The sequence below is a fragment of the Bartonella eidoli genome (assembly GCF_036576145.1).
Lineage (GTDB): Bacteria > Pseudomonadota > Alphaproteobacteria > Rhizobiales > Rhizobiaceae > Bartonella.
Genome location: NZ_JBAFWX010000008.1, coordinates 20368 through 38832 on the forward strand (window position 1 = coordinate 20368; position 18465 = coordinate 38832).

The window sequence follows — 18465 nt, forward strand, 5'->3', positions numbered from 1 at the left end:
ATATACAATTTTATAAAAATAACCCTGCCAATATAAAGAAAGTTGCCAGAAACATTATTATATTGTTATAATTAACAATATAGTATATTATATGCATATCTATTTATTAAGAAGTACAAAAACAACCATATTTATAATTTAAATACATATTTATATTTAATCATTAATTAAATATAAATCTATAATTAATATATTTACTACCACACTAAATATATTTATAAACTAATAACATCATTCTATAAGTTTTAAATAAATAGTAAAAACCTTAAATTATCTTATTTAAAAAATACTTTACCGTCATTTATCTCTATACTATCTGCTGCTTTTATTGCAAAATGGTCTTTATTTGGAAAAGTAATGAAGCAACCCTTTATACAAACTGTCATAACTTGATTTGTATTTAAAGAAATATTTGAACGTGTACTCCCCTCAGCTATAATAAGCGACTGCGTCTTTAAATCAGCATTTTTTATAGTTGCAGCATAAACCACCATAGTAAAAATATCTAACAATGTAATAGCAATAAATATGCACACATATTTTAACATTCCAAAATCCCTTCTTCAAAAAAACGTTTATATAATGCAAAACGAATAGTATTAACCACCGCAGAAGTAGACGTAATGTTAGGTACATAAACAGCCAAAGTAAATGAAAACTGTTTATTATCAAATGCGACAAAATTCACTTGCGGTGCAGGATTTTTTAAAACTTCCTCTGTCGTAGAGGAAATCTCCAATAAAATATCAACAATACGCTCTGGAGCAACATTAGATGAAACAGCAACAGGGATATCAATCCGCCCTATTTTATTACGTCGTGTCCAATTAATCACATTATTATTAATAAGACTCGAATTAGGAATAATAACTGTCTTGCGCTGAAATGTTTCAAGCTCAGTCGCACGTACACTAATACGCTTAACAATACCATTTACTGACCCAGATTCAACATAATCACCCAACTGAAACGGTCTTCCAATCAAAATGATAAGCCCAGATACAAAGTTTTGAACAATATTCTGTAAACCAAAACCTATACCCAGAGAAAGCCCCCCAGCAATGAGTGCAAAATTTCTAAGATCTAGACCTGCCGTTGATAGCCCAATCAAAGCAGATACAACCACACCACCGTAATTTATAACTGTTTTGATAGAATTACGCACACCTAGATCGAAATCTCCACGTACTAATACGACATCATCTAGCCAAATGATAAATCTGCGAAGAAGGAAAAAACAAACAGAGAAAACTAGGATTCCTGTTATAATAGCAATTAAAGAAATAGATATATTTCCCATTTGAAAGCCTGTAGCCAACTGCCACAGTATTGCCTTCAAATCAGAATACGAAAATCCAAATTGTATAAGAAGCAACATTGCACAAAAAAGGATTACAAAAAAATTGAGAAAAATGCTAATGGCAATTCCCAATTTATCCATTGTTTTATCTTCCAAATGCAACCGCTGCATCAAAGCATGACCAACGCTTGTTTTTATAAACTGGCCTTTATATCCAATGGCTTTAGCACTTTGCACACCTAAATATACAAAAACAAATAAGGCACCATCAATCACGATTTTCTGCATAAGAAAACGTGCTAATCCAACATAGCCTCCAAAATCTACAATAATAAGCAATACCCCTAAAACAATAAAGGATATACGTATATAAAATGGCCAAAATAACTGTTCTCTTTCTTTACCTTGATACTCCTTACGTCTAAACCTTAAAGGAACAAACGAAATTGCAAACAGCAACATCGCTACAAAGAAAACAGCAATAAAACTTTTAAAAATTATCAGAGAAAGAGAAGCTAAAACGGCTTGATAAATACTATCAAGAATAACATCAATTGCTAAAACCCCCCCTAACATAGTAAACAAAATTACCAATTGATTGGCAACAGATGGTGTAACATTAAAGAAACGCACATGAGCCACCTTCGATGCCAAAAGAACAGATGCCAAACGATTGATCAAAAATACTAAAATAATTTGATGTCCAATCGTATAAAATACCATCGTGAGTTTTCCTGCATCCAGGCCAAAACTATGAAACAAAAAAAACACGGAATAAACACAAATTACACATATAAGAGAAGGGAAAAGAATGGAAGTAAAAGCAACTGATAAACGTTGTAAATAAGATAATTCCTCACTATCTTTTGTAATACGCCAGTATATATGCGCAAAAGCCTTACGAGAAAAATAAGAAAGTCCTATAGCCAAAAAAAGTGGAAGCAAAAAAGAAAGAAATAATTGAAATGGTTTTAAATAGCATACAAACTTCCACCAAGACCTGAGCAGAAAAGTAAAATCATATGTAGCTTCTTGAGATTTCTCTAAGAACTTTTTGATTATTGGAATGGAAAATTCAAACCTATGCGTAAGAGTACGTTTTAAAAAATCCCGATACTGAGAAGCGGTCAGTTCAGCTATTTTATTTGTAGCCAAAAATATTTCTTCAAACTGGAGTACTATCTCATTAATCTCAGCTTTTTTCTTAATTAAATTATCATGATCTTCACTTTGACTTTGCGAACTATTTGAATCATCATTAGATTCTGTCAACGACCCCAAAAATACATTAATATCATTCAAAGGGGCACGCAAAACAAGTGCTGCATCTATAGCACGTTTACTAATATCCCGTGCGCGCAATCGCAACTCTGCTAAAGTACGAACATCTTCTAACTTTCTTTCAAAGTCTTGTTTTAAAGCTTCTGTATCTTGTTCAAGGGTTTTAATAACTAATTGTTGTTGTTCAATAACTTCATCAATTAACTTTGTAGACACTGACTGTCCGACTATAGCATTTTGTGCTCCTAAATGCCCCCATGTACAAAAAATAAATACAAAGGTGATCCCAAAAGTGAATAAAAAAAGGGGTAATTTTCTTTTAAAAAATAAATACATATCTGCCTTAAGTGAAGGTACGAGGAATTCTCCTTTTAAAGATATGTAATGAGTAAATATTTTCAACTTTTGGAAAATACTCTTATAAACACTTTCACTTATCCTATAATACTGATAAGAAAAGTAATAGAATAAAATAAAAGGGTATTTTCATGTTTTTTTTGCACATAGATCGCAAAAAAGAAGATTTTTTTTCTTGCAGGACCTATCTTATTTTGTCTATCTCTAGTCTATTATTAATGAGCGCCGTTAAAAAACATATTTATTTTATTAAAAAATCATGTGTAGTTATATCAAATATATTTAACCACAAAAGTAAATGTGATCATTCAAATAATACAACCGATATAAAAGTTTTTGAAATTCTTGATACAAGGCATATATTGTCTTCTAATACTTTTCAAAGTATCTTAAATATACTTTTAATAACTGTCATAACCCTTAACAAAGGGTTTCTTAATTATCCAATGCACTATTTTTCAAGCAAACGCGCGCCTCCTATTTCTTGACCTACGAAACCATCATCCTATATTACATCTGCCTTTAACTTTAATAAATATTAAGATTGCCTATTAGCGGAATATATCATGCGTACACCAGGTTGGCTGACTACTCTTTATTGCTTTATCCTTTTAAGCAGCATATATGTTGCCTTGCCTAATTTATTTTCGCAAGAGCAAATTAAAAACTCAAAAATTTTACCGGATACCCGTGTAACACTCGGACTTGACCTTCAAGGAGGCTCTTCTCTTTTACTTGAAATTGATACCAAGGCATTAAAGCGCGATCAATTACATATAGTTTTAGGTAATGTACGTAATATATTACGTGAAAAACAAATCCGTACCTCAAGTGTTCGCATCGTTGAAGATAGCGTAGTTGCCATTGTTTCTGATTCAGAGCAAAAAGAAAAAGCTATCTCTTCTTTAAAAACACTGATTACCCCTACATACAGTAGTTTTGGTACAGCAACCAATAACATCGCTATTAGTGCACATAATGAAATTATCCGTATAGGATTAACTGAATCTGGCATCAAGGATCGTATTAATAGTGCGATAGAACAAAGTTTAGAAATCATCCGGCGTCGAATAGATCAAGTCGGTATTACTGAACCTGTCATCCAAAAGGTAGGAACCGATCGTATCATGGTTCAACTACCTGGCTTGCAAGATCCAAAGCAATTGCGCGACCTTTTAGGAACCACTGCCAAGATGAGCTTTCATCTTGTACCAACTAATATCGACATGGATAACCCACCTGCAAATGTTTCCATCCTTCCTGGATACACCGACAAAACACGATATTACCCAATCTATGACCAAATTGCTTTAGATGGAAATGTTCTTAAAGATGCACGTGCAGGTTTTGATCCTCAAATACCAGGACGCTCCATCATATCATTTACTATGGATGCCATTGGCTCAAAGATATTTGCAGACATAACACGACAAAATATTAACCGCCCTTTTGCAATAGTTCTTGATAATAAAGTCTTAACCGCTCCTGTTATTAATGGTGTGATTCCAAATGGACAAGGTCAAATTACAGGGAATTTTGATCCCAAAGAAGCATCAACTCTAGCAGCACTCCTGCGCGCAGGAGCTCTACCCGCTCCCCTCACAGTAATTGAAGAAAGAACCGTAGGTCCAAATCTTGGCGCTGATGCTATTCAAATGGGACTTTACACGGGAATTATAGGCTTTATTCTCGTTGCTATCTTTCTCCTTCTTCTATACGGAGTTTGGGGAGTTATTGCAAATATAGCACTAATGTTACACACTATTTTAACATTTGCAGCCCTCAGCATTCTCGGTGCAACACTCACATTACCAGGTATCGCTGGTATTATTTTGGGTATTGGTATTTCAGTTGATGCTAATATTTTGATTAATGAGCGTATCCGAGAAGAAAGTAAAAAAAATATCAGTGCCTTTGCTGCCTTGGATCGTGGATTTAAACACGCCTTTTCAACCATTATTGACGCAAATGTTACTGCAATTATTGCAACTGTTTTACTCTTTTTATTCGGAACTGGCCCCGTTCGTGGTTTTGCTGTAACAATGTTACTTGGTATTATCATCTCTATGTTTACTAATATAAGCATTGTACGCATCATTATGATTTGGATCGTACGAAAGTGGAAAATTAAAACTCTACATTTTCACTCTATTTTCAATATCATTCCACAAAATACATCTTTCCGTTTTATGAAAGCTCGCTTTATCGGTATCGGTGTATCACTTATTTTATCACTTGCTTCAGTTTTTTTATTTTTTAAACCTGGCTTAAATTTTGGAATTGATTTTGTTGGCGGAAGCCAAATGAGTATTACCACAAAAGCACCAGCAAATTTAGTAGCTTTACGCTCAAAGCTTTCTACTCTTAATATCGGTGAAGTTACACTGCAAAATATTGATAATCCAAACACTATTCTAATTCATATTCAAAAACAAAATGGCAATGAGGTACAACAAACCATTGCCATTGATAAGGTGAAAGAAGCTGTAAAAGATATCTATCCAAATGTTACATTTGATCAAATAGAGGTTGTTGGGCCTAAAATTTCAGGTGAACTTGCTACCGCTGCTTTTACTGCTGTTGTTTTAGCAACAATAGCCATGTCACTTTACATATGGCTACGTTTTGAGTGGTTTTTTGCAGCTGGAGCAATCATTACACTCATTTTAGATACCACAAAAATGATTGGCTTTTTTGCTTTATTTCAACTTGATTTCAATTTAACTGCTATTGCTGCTCTTTTAACAATTGTCGGTTATTCCATAAATGATAAAGTTGTTGTCTATGATCGAATGCGTGAAAACATGCGCCTTTATAGGAAAATGCCGTTGCGTGAATTAATTGATCTTTCCATTAATCAGGTTCTTATACGCTGTATCTTTACATCAACTACTACTATTTTAGCCATGCTCCCTATGGCAATATGGGGCGGAAATGCTGTCCATAATTTTGCTCTTCCTATGGTTGTTGGAATTATTGTTGCAACATCATCTTCTATTTTTATTGCTGCTCCTATTTTATTACTGCTTGGAAATTGGCAAAATAAACAAAATAGTCATAGAGAAGTGATAAAATAAAATGGAAATATTATGCGAATTGATATGATATACCATTTTGCATAAGAGATATTAATAACCGTTTCAACTAATTCATTTTTTTAAAAAGAGTCGTAAACAATGCTTCATGATACACCTCTTATTACAACCATTGTTGCGGGTTTATGTTTAGCATTTCTTTTGGGGATGATTGCTAATCGTTTGCGCATCTCACCATTAGTTGGATACTTACTAGCCGGTGTTATTGTAGGTCCCAATACAGGTGGAATAGAAATAGATTCTGTTATTATCAACCAACTGGCTGAAATTGGTATAATTTTGCTAATGTTTGGCGTTGGGCTGCATTTTTCATTAAAAGACCTTTTATCTGTCAAAGCTATTGCTATTCCTGCTGCCATTGCACAAATGGCGTTTTCTACTTTTTTAGGTTGCCTCCTCGGCCTATTCATGGGGTGGGGAATCAACAGCAGTATAATCTTTGGTTTAGCTTTATCAACAGCAAGCACTGTCATCCTCCTACGCGCTTTACAAGAACGCCACCTTATTGAAACAGAAAAAGGACGTATTGCTGTTGGTTGGTTAATTATTGAAGATTTAGCTATGGTTCTTATACTTGTGCTCATACCATCACTGGCAAGTGTGCTCGGAAATACAAAAAAAGAAGCAGTTGATCCTCTTGTTCAATGGTTAAACTTAAATATCGAAGGCATTTTCATTTTCACTATCCTAAAAGTTATTATATTCATTGCCCTTATGCTTATCATTGGGCGACGTGTTATTCCGTGGCTATTAAAAGTAAGCGCTCAATCAGGATCACGTGAATTATTTCGTCTTAGTGTTTTTGCTATTGCATTAGGAGTCGCTTTTGGTGCAGCTCATTTATTTGGTGTTTCTCTTTCCCTTGGAGCATTTTTTGCAGGTATGATTATGAGTGAATCAGAATTAAGTCATCGTGCAGCAGAAGAATCTTTACCCCTGCAAGATGCATTTTCTGTTCTTTTTTTTGTTTCTGTAGGCATGTTATTTAACCCAGGAAAAATATTAACTAACTTTTTTCCTCTCTTGGCGACATTATTAATTATCATATTAGGAAAATCTGTTATTTCATTTTTTGTCATTAAAGCTTTTCGCTATTCAAATAGAACAGCCTTAACCATTTCTGCTAGTCTTGCTCAAATAGGGGAATTTTCCTTTATTCTTGCAGGATTAAGCTCAAATCTTGGTCTTTTGAAGAGCGATGCACATGAGCTCATTCTTGGAGGTGCTATTCTTTCTATTTTGCTCAATCCCCTTGTTTTTATTGCTTGTGATAAAATTAAAAAGTATCTAGAAAATTTTCCTGCAAATTTACAAGATCAGCAAACAATCATGGATATTAATTTAGAGGATTCTGATAATGCGTTCGTACAAATGACCTCAAAAAACAATCATATTGTGGTGATTGGTTATGGCCGTATTGGTAAACATGTTGTGTCATCTTTAATGGACAAAAATAAACCCGTAGTGGTAGTAGAAGAATCAAAGCGCCTTTGTGATAAAGCTGGCGCAAATGGAATCGAAACAATTTGCGGTAATATTGTTGAACCAGAAATAATGAATGCAGCAAATATTAATAATGCATGTAAAGTTGTTATTACAGTGCATAATAGCATTGAAGTAGGAAAATGCTTAACAAATATACGCAATATTAATAAGGATATCCCGATAATTACCCATGCACTATCTGATGTAGAAACATCTTATCTCATTGATTTGGGAGCAAATATCGTAGTAATTGACGATGAAGAAATAGCCAATGGTTTTATTGGGTATATAACTGAAAAACGACCTACAATTAACACAAATAGATACGAATCAGATAATTTAAAAACACAAATAGAATAAAAGCGGGTTTAAATATGAAAATAAAGCAATTTATATGGCCACTTATCGGTATCGTAGCAATGCTTATATCTGTCCGTATTCTTTATATAAAGTTATCTGCTATTTCCTTTGATGATGTATTGGAGCGCCTAAGTAATTTAAATGCGCAGCACTGGTTCTTAGCTTGTCTATGTTCTCTCGTAGCTTATGCTGCTCTTGCTGGATATGACCGAATTGCTTTACAACACCTTGGCCATAAAATTTCTTGGTTTTTTATTGCTGTATGTTCATTTACCACTTATGCGCTTTCGCATAATATTGGTGCTTCAGTTTTTTCTGGTGCAGTTGTACGTTATCGCGCTTACAGAATAAAAGGATTAAGTGGAGCAGAAATAGCAATATTAGTAGGATTTTGCTCTTTTACTTTTGTCATAGGTACAGTCTTACTTTCTGGTATTGTTTTAATTATACAGCCTGAAATTATTACCCTCATTTATCAAGATCTCCCTGTATGGCTTGGAACAATGGTTGGTGCAATTTTACTCACCTGTATAGCACTCTATACTTTTGGAAGCTGGCTTCAGTTAAAACCCTTCCGTATTGGAAAAAAAATTCAACTTTATTATCCGCAATTTAAAATAGTTCTTCAACAGCTCCTCATTAGCCCCTTAGAACTTTTAGGAGCAGCGGGAATTATATATGCTATACTCCCACATAACACAGATACTCACTTTATTTCTGTTCTCGGTGTTTTTCTTGCATCATTCACTGTAACAATCCTTTCTAATGCTCCAGCAGGAGGAGTTGGTGTTCTTGAAGCTTTATTCGTAACAGGTATGCCTAATGTAAATCCAGCCGATGTCGTTGCAGCACTTATTGTATTTAGAATGTTTTATTTGATCATACCATTCATCATCTCATTGTTTGTCGTAGCAATTTTTGAATTTATACAATATCGAAAAAAAACACAGAACAATATTATTTAGATAAATAGTGTTTTACCTTTTTCTATGATTATGTAGATAAGAAATAACCATTGTAAACTCTGCTTAATTGTATAATAAATATATTTATTATTATCTTTATTTAGTATCAATCATATTCAATTTCATTTGTTCTTAATAAGTTTTAGTATTTCTAAAATATAGATAAAATCTATTTTAAAAGCATTTATCAAAAAAATACTCTCTGAAATTATAACTTATGATTAACTCTGAATGCAGCAATCTTTTCCAATTATTTTATTAAAAATACACGATTATCTTATATAATAGCACTTCAATATAATTGAATGGTCATTTATAGGTAATTAGGCGTTACCTTTTTTCTAAGTAGCTACTACCAATCATTGGTTAATAGCTTTTAATTCATCTCATCACAATCCAACCCACGTCGCTACCATACTTAAAAGCCTATCACGGAACACCAACCTGAGCAATGCCAATTTTTATAAATCTTCTACATTTTATAATAGCAACAAAATTTTCATTTCTCTACTTAATCAAAATTATTGTTTTTTTCCTCTAAAATAAGTGGGGAAATCAGAATTTTAGATATATTACGACGATCCATTTCTATAACTTTAAAACGCAAACCATCTGCTTCAAAGCTTTCCCCTTCATTTGGCAAATAGCCAAAACGCCAAAGCATAAATCCAGCTAAAGTAGTATAACGATCTGCTTCATCAACAAGGTTTCGCTCAAGATAACCACTTAAACGACGAATATCAGCATACCCTTCAACAAGAAAACTTCCATCTGCAAACTGTTCTGCCACCACAGGCTCTGCATCATCATCGGGGAAATCACCTGCAATAGCTTCAAGAATATCCGTTGGTGTTGCAATTCCTTCAAAAGACCCATGCTCATCAACAATGATTGCAAGCTGAATTGAAGAACGCCGAAATTGCTCCATTAACCGTAACACACTTGTGTTTTCATGAACAACAAGAGGTTCACGCATAGCTTTTTTCCAATTAATCTGTTTACCTTCAGCTAAATTTAAAAGAAGATCTTTGGTCAAAGCCACACCAACAAATTCATCCACTTTTTCGCGAGCAAGAATTAAACGGCTATGTTTTACTTTCTGTAACTCCTCATGCATTTCATTTTCATCACCATTTAAATTCAACCACTCAATTTCATTACGTGGCGACATAATAGAACGAACAGGACGATCAGCCAAATCAAGAACACCACGAATCATTTCTTTTTCTTCTGGACGAAAAATCTCTGAAGCAGAAGTCTGCTCAACAATGACATCTACAGTCTCACCAAGACTACCATCTTTTTTTCCACCACCCAAAAGCCTTAAAACAGCATCAGCTGTTCGATTACGTAGATCATTCGTTGTAATCATCTTTTCACGATTACGGCGCCCAATCTGATTAAAAGCCTCAATAAGAATAGAAAAACCAATAGCTGCATATAAATACCCTTTTGGGATATGAAAGCCAAACCCTTCAACAACTAGAGTAAACCCAATCATCATCAAAAAACCAAGGCAAAGAATTACAATAGTAGGATGACGATTAATAAAACGCATAAGTGCACCAGATCCGTACATCATCACACCCATAGCAGCAATAACTGCTATATACATCACCGCTGCCTGCTCCTTAGCAATCATACCTGTTGCGGTTATAATACTATCAAGAGAAAATACTGCATCAAGAACAACAATTTGAATAATGACCTGCCAAAAAACAGCATATGTAACATCTGTTTCTCTTTTATGTGTTGCTCCTTCTAACCTTTCATGTAACTCTAACGTTCCCTTTGCCAATAAAAATGCTCCACCGCCAATCAAAATAAAACTATGCCAACTAAATACAAAAGATGAGATAGAAAGAATCGTTGTATCAAGATTCATTACCCATCCAATGACAGTCAAAAGAAAAAGGCGCATCACTAATGCTAAAGTTAAACCTATCAAACGCGCTCGATCACGCAAATGTAACGGCAATTTTTCCGCTAAAATTGCAATAAAAACAAGATTATCAATCCCTAAAACAATTTCAAGAAAAATGAGCGTTAGCAAGCCAAACCACGCATGGGGATCAATGATCCATTCCATCATTGTTCACCCTTAAAAAAAAGTTTAAAAAGCTTAAACACACACAGACCAAAAAAGAAACTCATAAATTTTCGCACAGTTGTTCAATAACATTAAATATAAACAGATTAAATTTAAGAAAAAAACCGCCAAATACTGCTTAGAACGTATACGGTTATTGATAAAATTTATATAAAAAAATAGCAAATTGATAAACCAGAACAATACCCCACACCGGCAGCCACTCCAAGAAGATGTCTTTGAAATTTTCTCGGGCATTACGCTCGACAATCCTCCAACTCAATTTCACGAAACAAACGGAACACTTACCTAATTAAAGATTCTTATAATGGTTATCTTCTTTTATAAGATCAAGATATAGAATAGCATATTAAAAAATAGATAACCAGTTTAACATAAATTTAAGTGTTTTAATAAAAATAACAAAAATTATCTGGACATCCTCCCTTAAGAAGGTTATAGAACCGCCCACTCTTATATTTTAAGAAATAGCGGGTGATTAGCTCAGTTGGTAGAGCAGCTGACTCTTAATCAGCGGGTCGTGGGTTCGATCCCCTCATCACCCACCAATGAAATCAATAAATGAAATATTTTTGACTTGTGCCAAGTTTTGCAGTGATTTACTTTAAAATATTGATGCATTCCAACCCTAGCAGAGCTAATATAGAAGTATAAACCTGCTCTCTTAGCTAATTATAAAATACATACCCTTCAAGTAGGAAACAATCCTCTGTCATTTTTTCTATAAGGCATCATCTATTCTGGCCGCATTCCATCATTATAAAAACATATTATCTATCGCATTTTTTGTTGCTTACATACATCAAATAACCTCATTGACACGGACGCGCCAATTCTTTTTCAAAGCTTTGCAAGCGCTTGTAAATCGATACCAATTCCACAAGAGTTGTCCATGAATTAATAAGATACTGAAAGGAACTTCTTACTTGCTCAAACACATTGATTATTTGCGTCATCAATCCCAACGTAATAGCACCAGTAACGATAGACGGTAATAATAGTAAAATCCCAATAATATTATCAATTTGCAAATAAAGAATTCGCGCAATATTAAAATAGGTATAATGCCAATATAACTGAAAATAATTCACGCGAACCGCATTGAACAATTCCTTAATTGTTGGCGGCAGTGCACGTTTATCGTCATCTTCTCCATAAACAAGTTCTTTACGATATGCTGCTTCAGCACGCTGATTTTTGAAATGCAAACCTGGTAGTTTTCTTCCCATTACTGCTAATAGCCCAGTTCCTGCTATTGACCAAATCAGAGCAGCTATCACTAACCCATAAGGCACATGACCAATAATAGGAAGCTCCGGAACATGTACAGACAGATGCATGAGTATCGGTAAAAAAGCAATAAGAGTTATGATAGCCTTAATGAGACCAACACCCAAATTTTCCATTGTGGAAACAAAATGCATAGTATCTTCTTGTACACGCTGAGCCGCACCTTCAATATGACGTAAATATAACCAATTATTTGTATAATAATCACTCATTGCTGTACGCCAACGAAAAACATAGTGGCTAACAAAGAAATTATTAAGCACACCCACTATAACAGAAACCAATGCAATTCCTAAGAAAATAACAATTTCATGATAAAATTGTGCAATGCTTACTGAATTTGGTTTACTCAATGCATTTTGAATCAAATCATAAAAAGGAGCGTACCAAGCATTGATAGTAACGCCAACATCCACTAAAAACCACGCTACAAAAATGATTATTGCCGACCCTAAAATAGACCAACGTTGCCACTTATGTGGATGAAAAACAAACCAGTATGAAGCAAAGACTCCTACACAAAATGCGTAATAAGCGTAAAAAATAAGGTAACTACCAGACCAAAATCGTGCTACACTAATGGGAGGTGTTTTGGATACATTAAACCACTCTGTAAGATAAAAACTACCACCTACCTGCCAGACAATAACTGCAACAAAACCCCATATAACTACAGAGAAAAAATATCCTGGCTTTGGAAAAAATGAACTGAACATAATGTATTCCTAATGAATTAACTATCTCATTAACTGGTTATGCTAAATTAAGGTGTATTTTAAAATTTTATAGTCTGATGTTTATCTCTATAGGAAGACTTTTTCACAAACAATGTTATTAATTTAAAAAATCAAATACCGATTAAACAAAAAATATAGAAATACAGAATATAGAATTTCCCATAAGATTATTAAAATTATAAAAGAAAAAAACACCACAAAATTCAAACAGAAATATGCAAAAAATTTGGTAAAATCTAAAATAACCTCTCTCATTATAATTTCCAATGCAAAGGAAACCAATCAATAAAAAAATTGAATAAACAAGCCCAAAAACAAGAAACCAAACTTATAAAATATAAAAGCCTACACCAATTATCACTTAATCACTCATAATTTAATCTTTTAACCACAAAGAATAAAAAATATAATCAATTAATTGAATGATTAAAACACTTGAACAACACTGTAATATCTTCATCACACAAAAAGCAACGCAGACAAACTTTTTGTAAATCTTTAATTTTAAGCACCCTGCATTACAAATGATAGCTACTAAAAAAACGTCATAAATAAATATGTTAACATAATAATGAATAAAATTATTTATTTTTATTAAAAATCAATATGATAAATCAATATAATAAAGTTAAATATGAAATAAATTCAAATCAACCTAATGCATAATTAAGAATGATAAAACGTAAAACAAATAAATTTATTTCTTATAAAACTGTAAAAAATAAAGCTGTATTTTCTAAGAACTTTTCAAAAAAATTTATCTTTTTGTTTAGCATAAATTTGAGCAATTTCATAAACCTAATACGTTTTATTAAATTAATTTGAATGCATATAAAATATAATCCCTAAAGGTATGATATTTTATATTAACTGCATACAGAACAAAATGAAAAAGTGCCATTCAAATGCATCTCTTTTTCTCTATTTTGCAGTTAATTTTAACTTCACGCATAATTTGATTTTCTCTGGTTTATAAATTTGTACTTATTACATCAATAAGAGTAAAAGACTTGTTTTTTGAACCCAATCAAAAGAAGTCTAACACTTTTTGAATATTATTGATGCTACCGATTTTTATTGTAAACACGCAATATCTATATTTCTCAAAAATAATCAATGAAATACAGAAAAATCTCTTCAAAAGAAGTTTTGTTGCACCCAGAGCATTCAAACAGCCAATAAGTGGATTTATAAAAAATTATCAATATACATCCAATTAAAGAGAGAAATACTACACAAAAAATATTTTTGGAATATAGCATCAATACAAGTTTTTTCATTCTTATAGATACTATAAACTGCAACAAAAAATGCTTCAATCAGTTCATTAGCCTATATCAATATTAATAAATCATGAAAATAATGTAGCTAACGAAAACTCATATCTATTTACGAATAAAAATAATAAACATAAGATATATAATTTCCCTAATATCATTAATTTATTTTCTTTTAATAACATCGATAAAAGAAAAAATACATATACTCGAAATTGATCGAATACACACACTGCGAAATAAAAAACTTACCAAACATACAATAAAAACATTGATCAATCGCCTCACACCATTATCATTTTACCAAGTGCTTTTATATATGTAAATGCGATGCTCTAAAAAGTTTAAAACCTCTAAATATTTCAGAATTTTCATAATTCAAATATTTACAGCATTATTTCATAAAATACATAAAGTACTGCAGATAATGAATTGTAAATTAAACATATTATATAAATGATCATCATCAATAATCTTTATAAAAACCTACAAAAATAAGTATCTAAAGCAATATACAAGAGCTTATCTACACCTATTAATACACTCTTATCACCTTCATTGTATTTTAGAAATTAACCTGATAAACAGCAATACACTTAACCGAACTATATTTAATTTACTAAATACTTCATTAAAAAGTGTATCTTCCTTTATCACATCAAAAAAAGCTTCTAATATTTTTATATTGATTAACTCTATTCTATACAATAACGGTCATCGATATTTTCTGATATGCCTCATTAATGAACAAAATTATTGAATAATTTCATCACTTATAAATGATTGTATCATAGTGATTTTTGCAAAACATCGCATTCCAATAATATACCACACAAAAAAACTGAATATGAATAAGATTCTCAAAGCAATATGGCTTCTTGATCTATTTTGTTTTTTTAATAATATTTATTCTGCATCAATTTTGTATTCTAAAGTCAGAGAATTTATGTCCCCTCTATACTCCAAAGACCTTTATTAAGATTAGAGGAATAACCTGGATGTTTTCTATAATAATAAATTTGTATATACTGAAAAAATAAAAAATTTTTCTTTTTAATATCAATGTTTACTATTAAAAAAATAATATCTCATCCCCTGCATGAATAGATAAAAACCTTTTCCTTTCTATTCTATAAATATTCAAAATATAATTCATTTTAAATTATGAAAATTATTAAAAACGCTTTTATCCTTTACGACTCACTTGTATCATGCTTCCATATAGAGGATTACATTTTTTAGCGTAATTGAAGTTTTAAATAATAAAGGGAACTTCCTAAAAATGGATTATAAACAAAATTTAAATAAAAATCATCGTAAGAAACTAGTTCGTGGGTTAGATACTCGACACGTACAACTTATTGCTGTTGGCGGTGCTATCGGAACAGGTCTTTTCATGGGATCAGGAAAAACAATTAGTATAGCTGGTCCTTCAATTATATTAGTGTACGCTATCATTGGCAGTGTTCTTTATTTTGTAATGCGTGCTATGGGAGAGTTATTGCTATCCAATATGCAATACCGATCTTTTATTGATTTTTCTTCTGATCTTTTAGGACCAGGAGTTGGCTTTTTTACTGGATGGACTTATTGGTTATGCTGGATTGTAACTGGAACTGCAGATATTATTGCTATCATTAGTTATACACATTTTTGGTGGCCTACAATCAATCCATGGATTATTGTTTTCTCTTGTATCATTTTCTTTTTAATTTTTAACCTTCTAGCTGTAAAACTTTTCGGTGAACTTGAATTTTGGTTTGGTCTTATAAAAATTGTGGCAATTTTAGCGTTAGTTGCTGTTGGATTTTATATGATAGCTACTGGATTTACCTCTCCAAATGGAACTGTTGCTTCTTTCAGCCATATTTGGAATGGCGGAAACATCTTTCCTCGAGGAATTTCAGGATTTTTTGCTGGATTCCAAATTGCAATTTTTGCATTTGTTGGTGTTGAACTTGCGGGAACAAGCGCAGCTGAAGTCAAAGAACCTAAAACGGTTCTACCAAAAGCAATTAATTCAATACCTATTCGTATTGTAGTGTTCTATATATTCTCTCTCATCATAATCATGTCGGTTACTCCTTGGAATCAAGTTATTCCAGATAAAAGCCCATTTGTTACAATGTTTTTTCTTGCTGGTATCCCAGTAGCTGCTGGTTTAATAAATTTTGTTGTTCTTACATCAGCTGCTTCTTCTGCAAACAGCGGTATTTTCTCTACTAGTCGTATGGTATATGGGCTTGCAACAAAACAAGGAGCTCCTCGCTTTTTTGCAAAACTTTCTAACAACCATGTCCCTGCTAATGCATTACTCTTTTCGTGTTTATGCATTTTATTGGGCTACACAGTTTCATCTCTGTCTCCAAGTGTTATAGATGCATTCACGACCGTGACCACCATTGCAGCAATTTTATTTATATTCGTATGGTCCATCGTTTTGATTAGTTATATTGTTTATAGGCGTAAACGTCCTATGCAGCACGCTGAATCTGTCTATAAAATGCCAGGAGGTATTACTATGTGCTGGGCTATTTTAGCTTTCTTTGCATTCATTATCTTTCTATTAACTTTAGAAGCTGATACCTTAATAGCTCTAAAATATACTCCATTATGGTTTATTTTTTTAGGAATTACGTATTGTATCTTTGGAAAAAAGAAAATTTCTGAGAATAAATAGTAATATCTACATGCAAAAAATACATTTAAAAGGGCAATATAAATTGCCCTTTTCTTTCTGAATGTACGAGTTAATATGCCTCAAAAGAATTAATTACGCTCTTTATCAACCAAAGCGTTGGACTTAATCCAAGGCATCATTGTACGGAGCTTTTTTCCAACTTTTTCAATGGGATGATTATCATTTAAACGCCGCATAGTTTTAAAGTTTGAAGCACCAGCTTTGTACTCTTGTATCCAATTCGATGTGAATTTTCCTGTTTGAATATCTTTTAAAATACGTTTCATTTCTGTTTTAGTCTCATCAGTAATCACACGCGGACCAGATACATATTCACCCCATTCAGCCGTATTAGAAATTGAATAATTCATATTACTAATACCACCTTCATACATGAGATCAACAACCAGCTTAACCTCATGTAAACATTCAAAATAAGCCATTTCTGGGGCATATCCTGCTTCTGTTAATGTCTCAAAACCTGCACGAATAAGCTCAACAAGCCCACCACAAAGAACTGCTTGTTCACCGAAAAGATCTGTTTCACATTCCTCTTTAAAAGTTGTTTCGATAATACCAGCACGTCCGCCACCAATACCACAAGCATAAGACAATGCTATATCATGAGCATGTCCAGAAATATCTTGTGCAACTGCAATTAAACAAGGAATACCACCACCTTGCAAGTATTCACTACGAACTTTGTGCCCCGGTCCTTTAGGTGCAATCATTACAACATCAACTGTTTTTTTAGCTTCAATTAAACCAAAATGAATACTTAAACCATGAGCAAAAGCAATCACTGCCCCATCACGCAAACGATCATGAATATGCTCTTTATAAATGTCAGCCTGTAATTCATCAGGCGTAGCCATCATAATAACATCCGCCCACTCAGCTGCTTCAAAAACACTTATAACCTCAAAATTGTCTGCTATAACCTTTTTAGCTGTTGGTGACTCTGATCGTAAGGCAATTCGCACATTTTTAACCCCAGAATCTCTTAAATTTAAAGCATGAGCACGCCCCTGCGAACCATAACCAACTACGGCCACTTTTTTTTCTTTAATTAAATTAATATTTGCATCACAGTCATAATAAACTCGCATAACAATACTTCCTTATATTTACATTTAGATTAAATAAACAGATAAAACCTTCCCCATTGCTCTTACATATTCAAATAACAAAATCACTCTTCATAACAGAAAGTAGATTGATAACCTTTTCAATTTTCGTGCATAAAAAAGTCGAATGCTTGCCCCCCACCTTCCCCAGATATCAAAATAAAAAATAAATTTCAAAAATTATTCTTAAAACAGAATATTAAAGAAAAAACACCATAAAGATTCACTTCATTCTGCATAATAAACCGTCATATTCTTTATAGTGAAACACACCACATAACCTTTAATTAAACATGAAAAAAATTAAAACAGATAGCAAGAAAATTATAAAACAGGCACAATAGCTTTTACCTTTTAGAAAAAAGCTAAACCAATCGGCCGTATACAATCATATGATTGAA

The 18465-nt window shown here is 32.7% G+C and carries 9 protein-coding genes and 1 tRNA gene; 5 read left to right on the plus strand and 5 right to left on the minus strand.

Features of this window, described 5'->3' with window-relative positions; genetic code table 11:
- Positions 1-275: 275 nt before the first annotated feature.
- Entirely contained in the window at positions 276-548 is a 273-nt protein-coding gene (locus V5N68_RS05850; RefSeq protein WP_332066240.1) for a hypothetical protein, read from the minus strand.
- Entirely contained in the window at positions 542-2917 is a 2376-nt protein-coding gene (locus tag V5N68_RS05855; protein ID WP_332066241.1) for a mechanosensitive ion channel family protein, read from the minus strand. The genes V5N68_RS05850 and V5N68_RS05855 overlap by 7 nt, the downstream gene beginning before the upstream one ends.
- 587 nt (positions 2918-3504) lie before the next feature.
- Between V5N68_RS05855 and secD the strand changes: the two genes are divergently transcribed.
- The 3 genes from secD (at position 3505) to V5N68_RS05870 (ending at position 8843) form a co-directional block, all read left to right on the plus strand.
- Positions 3505-6015, plus strand: coding sequence for a protein translocase subunit SecD (gene secD / locus V5N68_RS05860; protein WP_332066242.1), 2511 nt, complete (start codon positions 3505-3507; stop codon positions 6013-6015).
- Between the two features lie 99 nt (positions 6016-6114).
- Positions 6115-7878: a cation:proton antiporter domain-containing protein gene (locus tag V5N68_RS05865; protein ID WP_332066243.1), complete on the plus strand. Its 1764-nt coding sequence runs from the start codon at positions 6115-6117 to the stop codon at positions 7876-7878.
- A gap of 14 nt (positions 7879-7892) precedes the next feature.
- Entirely contained in the window at positions 7893-8843 is a 951-nt protein-coding gene (locus tag V5N68_RS05870) for a lysylphosphatidylglycerol synthase transmembrane domain-containing protein (RefSeq protein WP_332066244.1), read from the plus strand.
- 511 nt (positions 8844-9354) lie between these two features.
- Here the strand turns inward: V5N68_RS05870 and V5N68_RS05875 are convergent.
- Positions 9355-10935 (minus strand): TerC family protein, encoded by a 1581-nt coding sequence (locus tag V5N68_RS05875; RefSeq protein WP_332066245.1) that lies wholly within the window; start codon positions 10933-10935, stop codon positions 9355-9357.
- 490 nt (positions 10936-11425) lie between these two features.
- Here V5N68_RS05875 and V5N68_RS05880 point away from each other — a divergent pair.
- Positions 11426-11501: transfer RNA gene (locus tag V5N68_RS05880), tRNA-Lys, on the plus strand.
- A gap of 264 nt (positions 11502-11765) precedes the next feature.
- Here the strand turns inward: V5N68_RS05880 and sbmA are convergent.
- A complete protein-coding gene (gene sbmA / locus V5N68_RS05885; protein ID WP_332066246.1) occupies positions 11766-12959 on the minus strand; it encodes a peptide antibiotic transporter SbmA in 1194 nt (397 codons plus the stop codon).
- A gap of 2580 nt (positions 12960-15539) precedes the next feature.
- On the opposite strand from sbmA, the gene cycA reads away from it, so the two are divergent.
- Positions 15540-16937 carry a D-serine/D-alanine/glycine transporter gene (gene cycA / locus V5N68_RS05890; protein ID WP_332066247.1) on the plus strand — a complete coding sequence of 466 codons (1398 nt, stop codon included), beginning with the start codon at positions 15540-15542 and terminating at the stop codon, positions 16935-16937.
- 89 nt (positions 16938-17026) lie between these two features.
- Here the strand turns inward: cycA and ilvC are convergent, their stop codons facing one another.
- Positions 17027-18046, minus strand: a complete 1020-nt coding sequence (gene ilvC, locus V5N68_RS05895) for a ketol-acid reductoisomerase (RefSeq protein WP_332066248.1) — start codon at positions 18044-18046, stop codon at positions 17027-17029.
- Positions 18047-18465 lie beyond the last annotated feature (419 nt).

What these genes read in the sequence shown, in the direction of transcription:
- V5N68_RS05850 (WP_332066240.1), bottom strand. Translation starts at nt 548, where the DNA reads ATGTTAAAATATGTGTGCATATTTATTGCTATTACATTGTTAGATATT.
- V5N68_RS05855 (WP_332066241.1), bottom strand. Translation starts at nt 2,917, where the DNA reads ATGTATTTATTTTTTAAAAGAAAATTACCCCTTTTTTTATTCACTTTT.
- secD (WP_332066242.1), top strand. Translation starts at nt 3,505, where the DNA reads ATGCGTACACCAGGTTGGCTGACTACTCTTTATTGCTTTATCCTTTTA.
- V5N68_RS05865 (WP_332066243.1), top strand. Translation starts at nt 6,115, where the DNA reads ATGCTTCATGATACACCTCTTATTACAACCATTGTTGCGGGTTTATGT.
- V5N68_RS05870 (WP_332066244.1), top strand. Translation starts at nt 7,893, where the DNA reads ATGAAAATAAAGCAATTTATATGGCCACTTATCGGTATCGTAGCAATG.
- V5N68_RS05875 (WP_332066245.1), bottom strand. Translation starts at nt 10,935, where the DNA reads ATGATGGAATGGATCATTGATCCCCATGCGTGGTTTGGCTTGCTAACG.
- sbmA (WP_332066246.1), bottom strand. Translation starts at nt 12,959, where the DNA reads ATGTTCAGTTCATTTTTTCCAAAGCCAGGATATTTTTTCTCTGTAGTT.
- cycA (WP_332066247.1), top strand. Translation starts at nt 15,540, where the DNA reads ATGGATTATAAACAAAATTTAAATAAAAATCATCGTAAGAAACTAGTT.
- ilvC (WP_332066248.1), bottom strand. Translation starts at nt 18,046, where the DNA reads ATGCGAGTTTATTATGACTGTGATGCAAATATTAATTTAATTAAAGAA.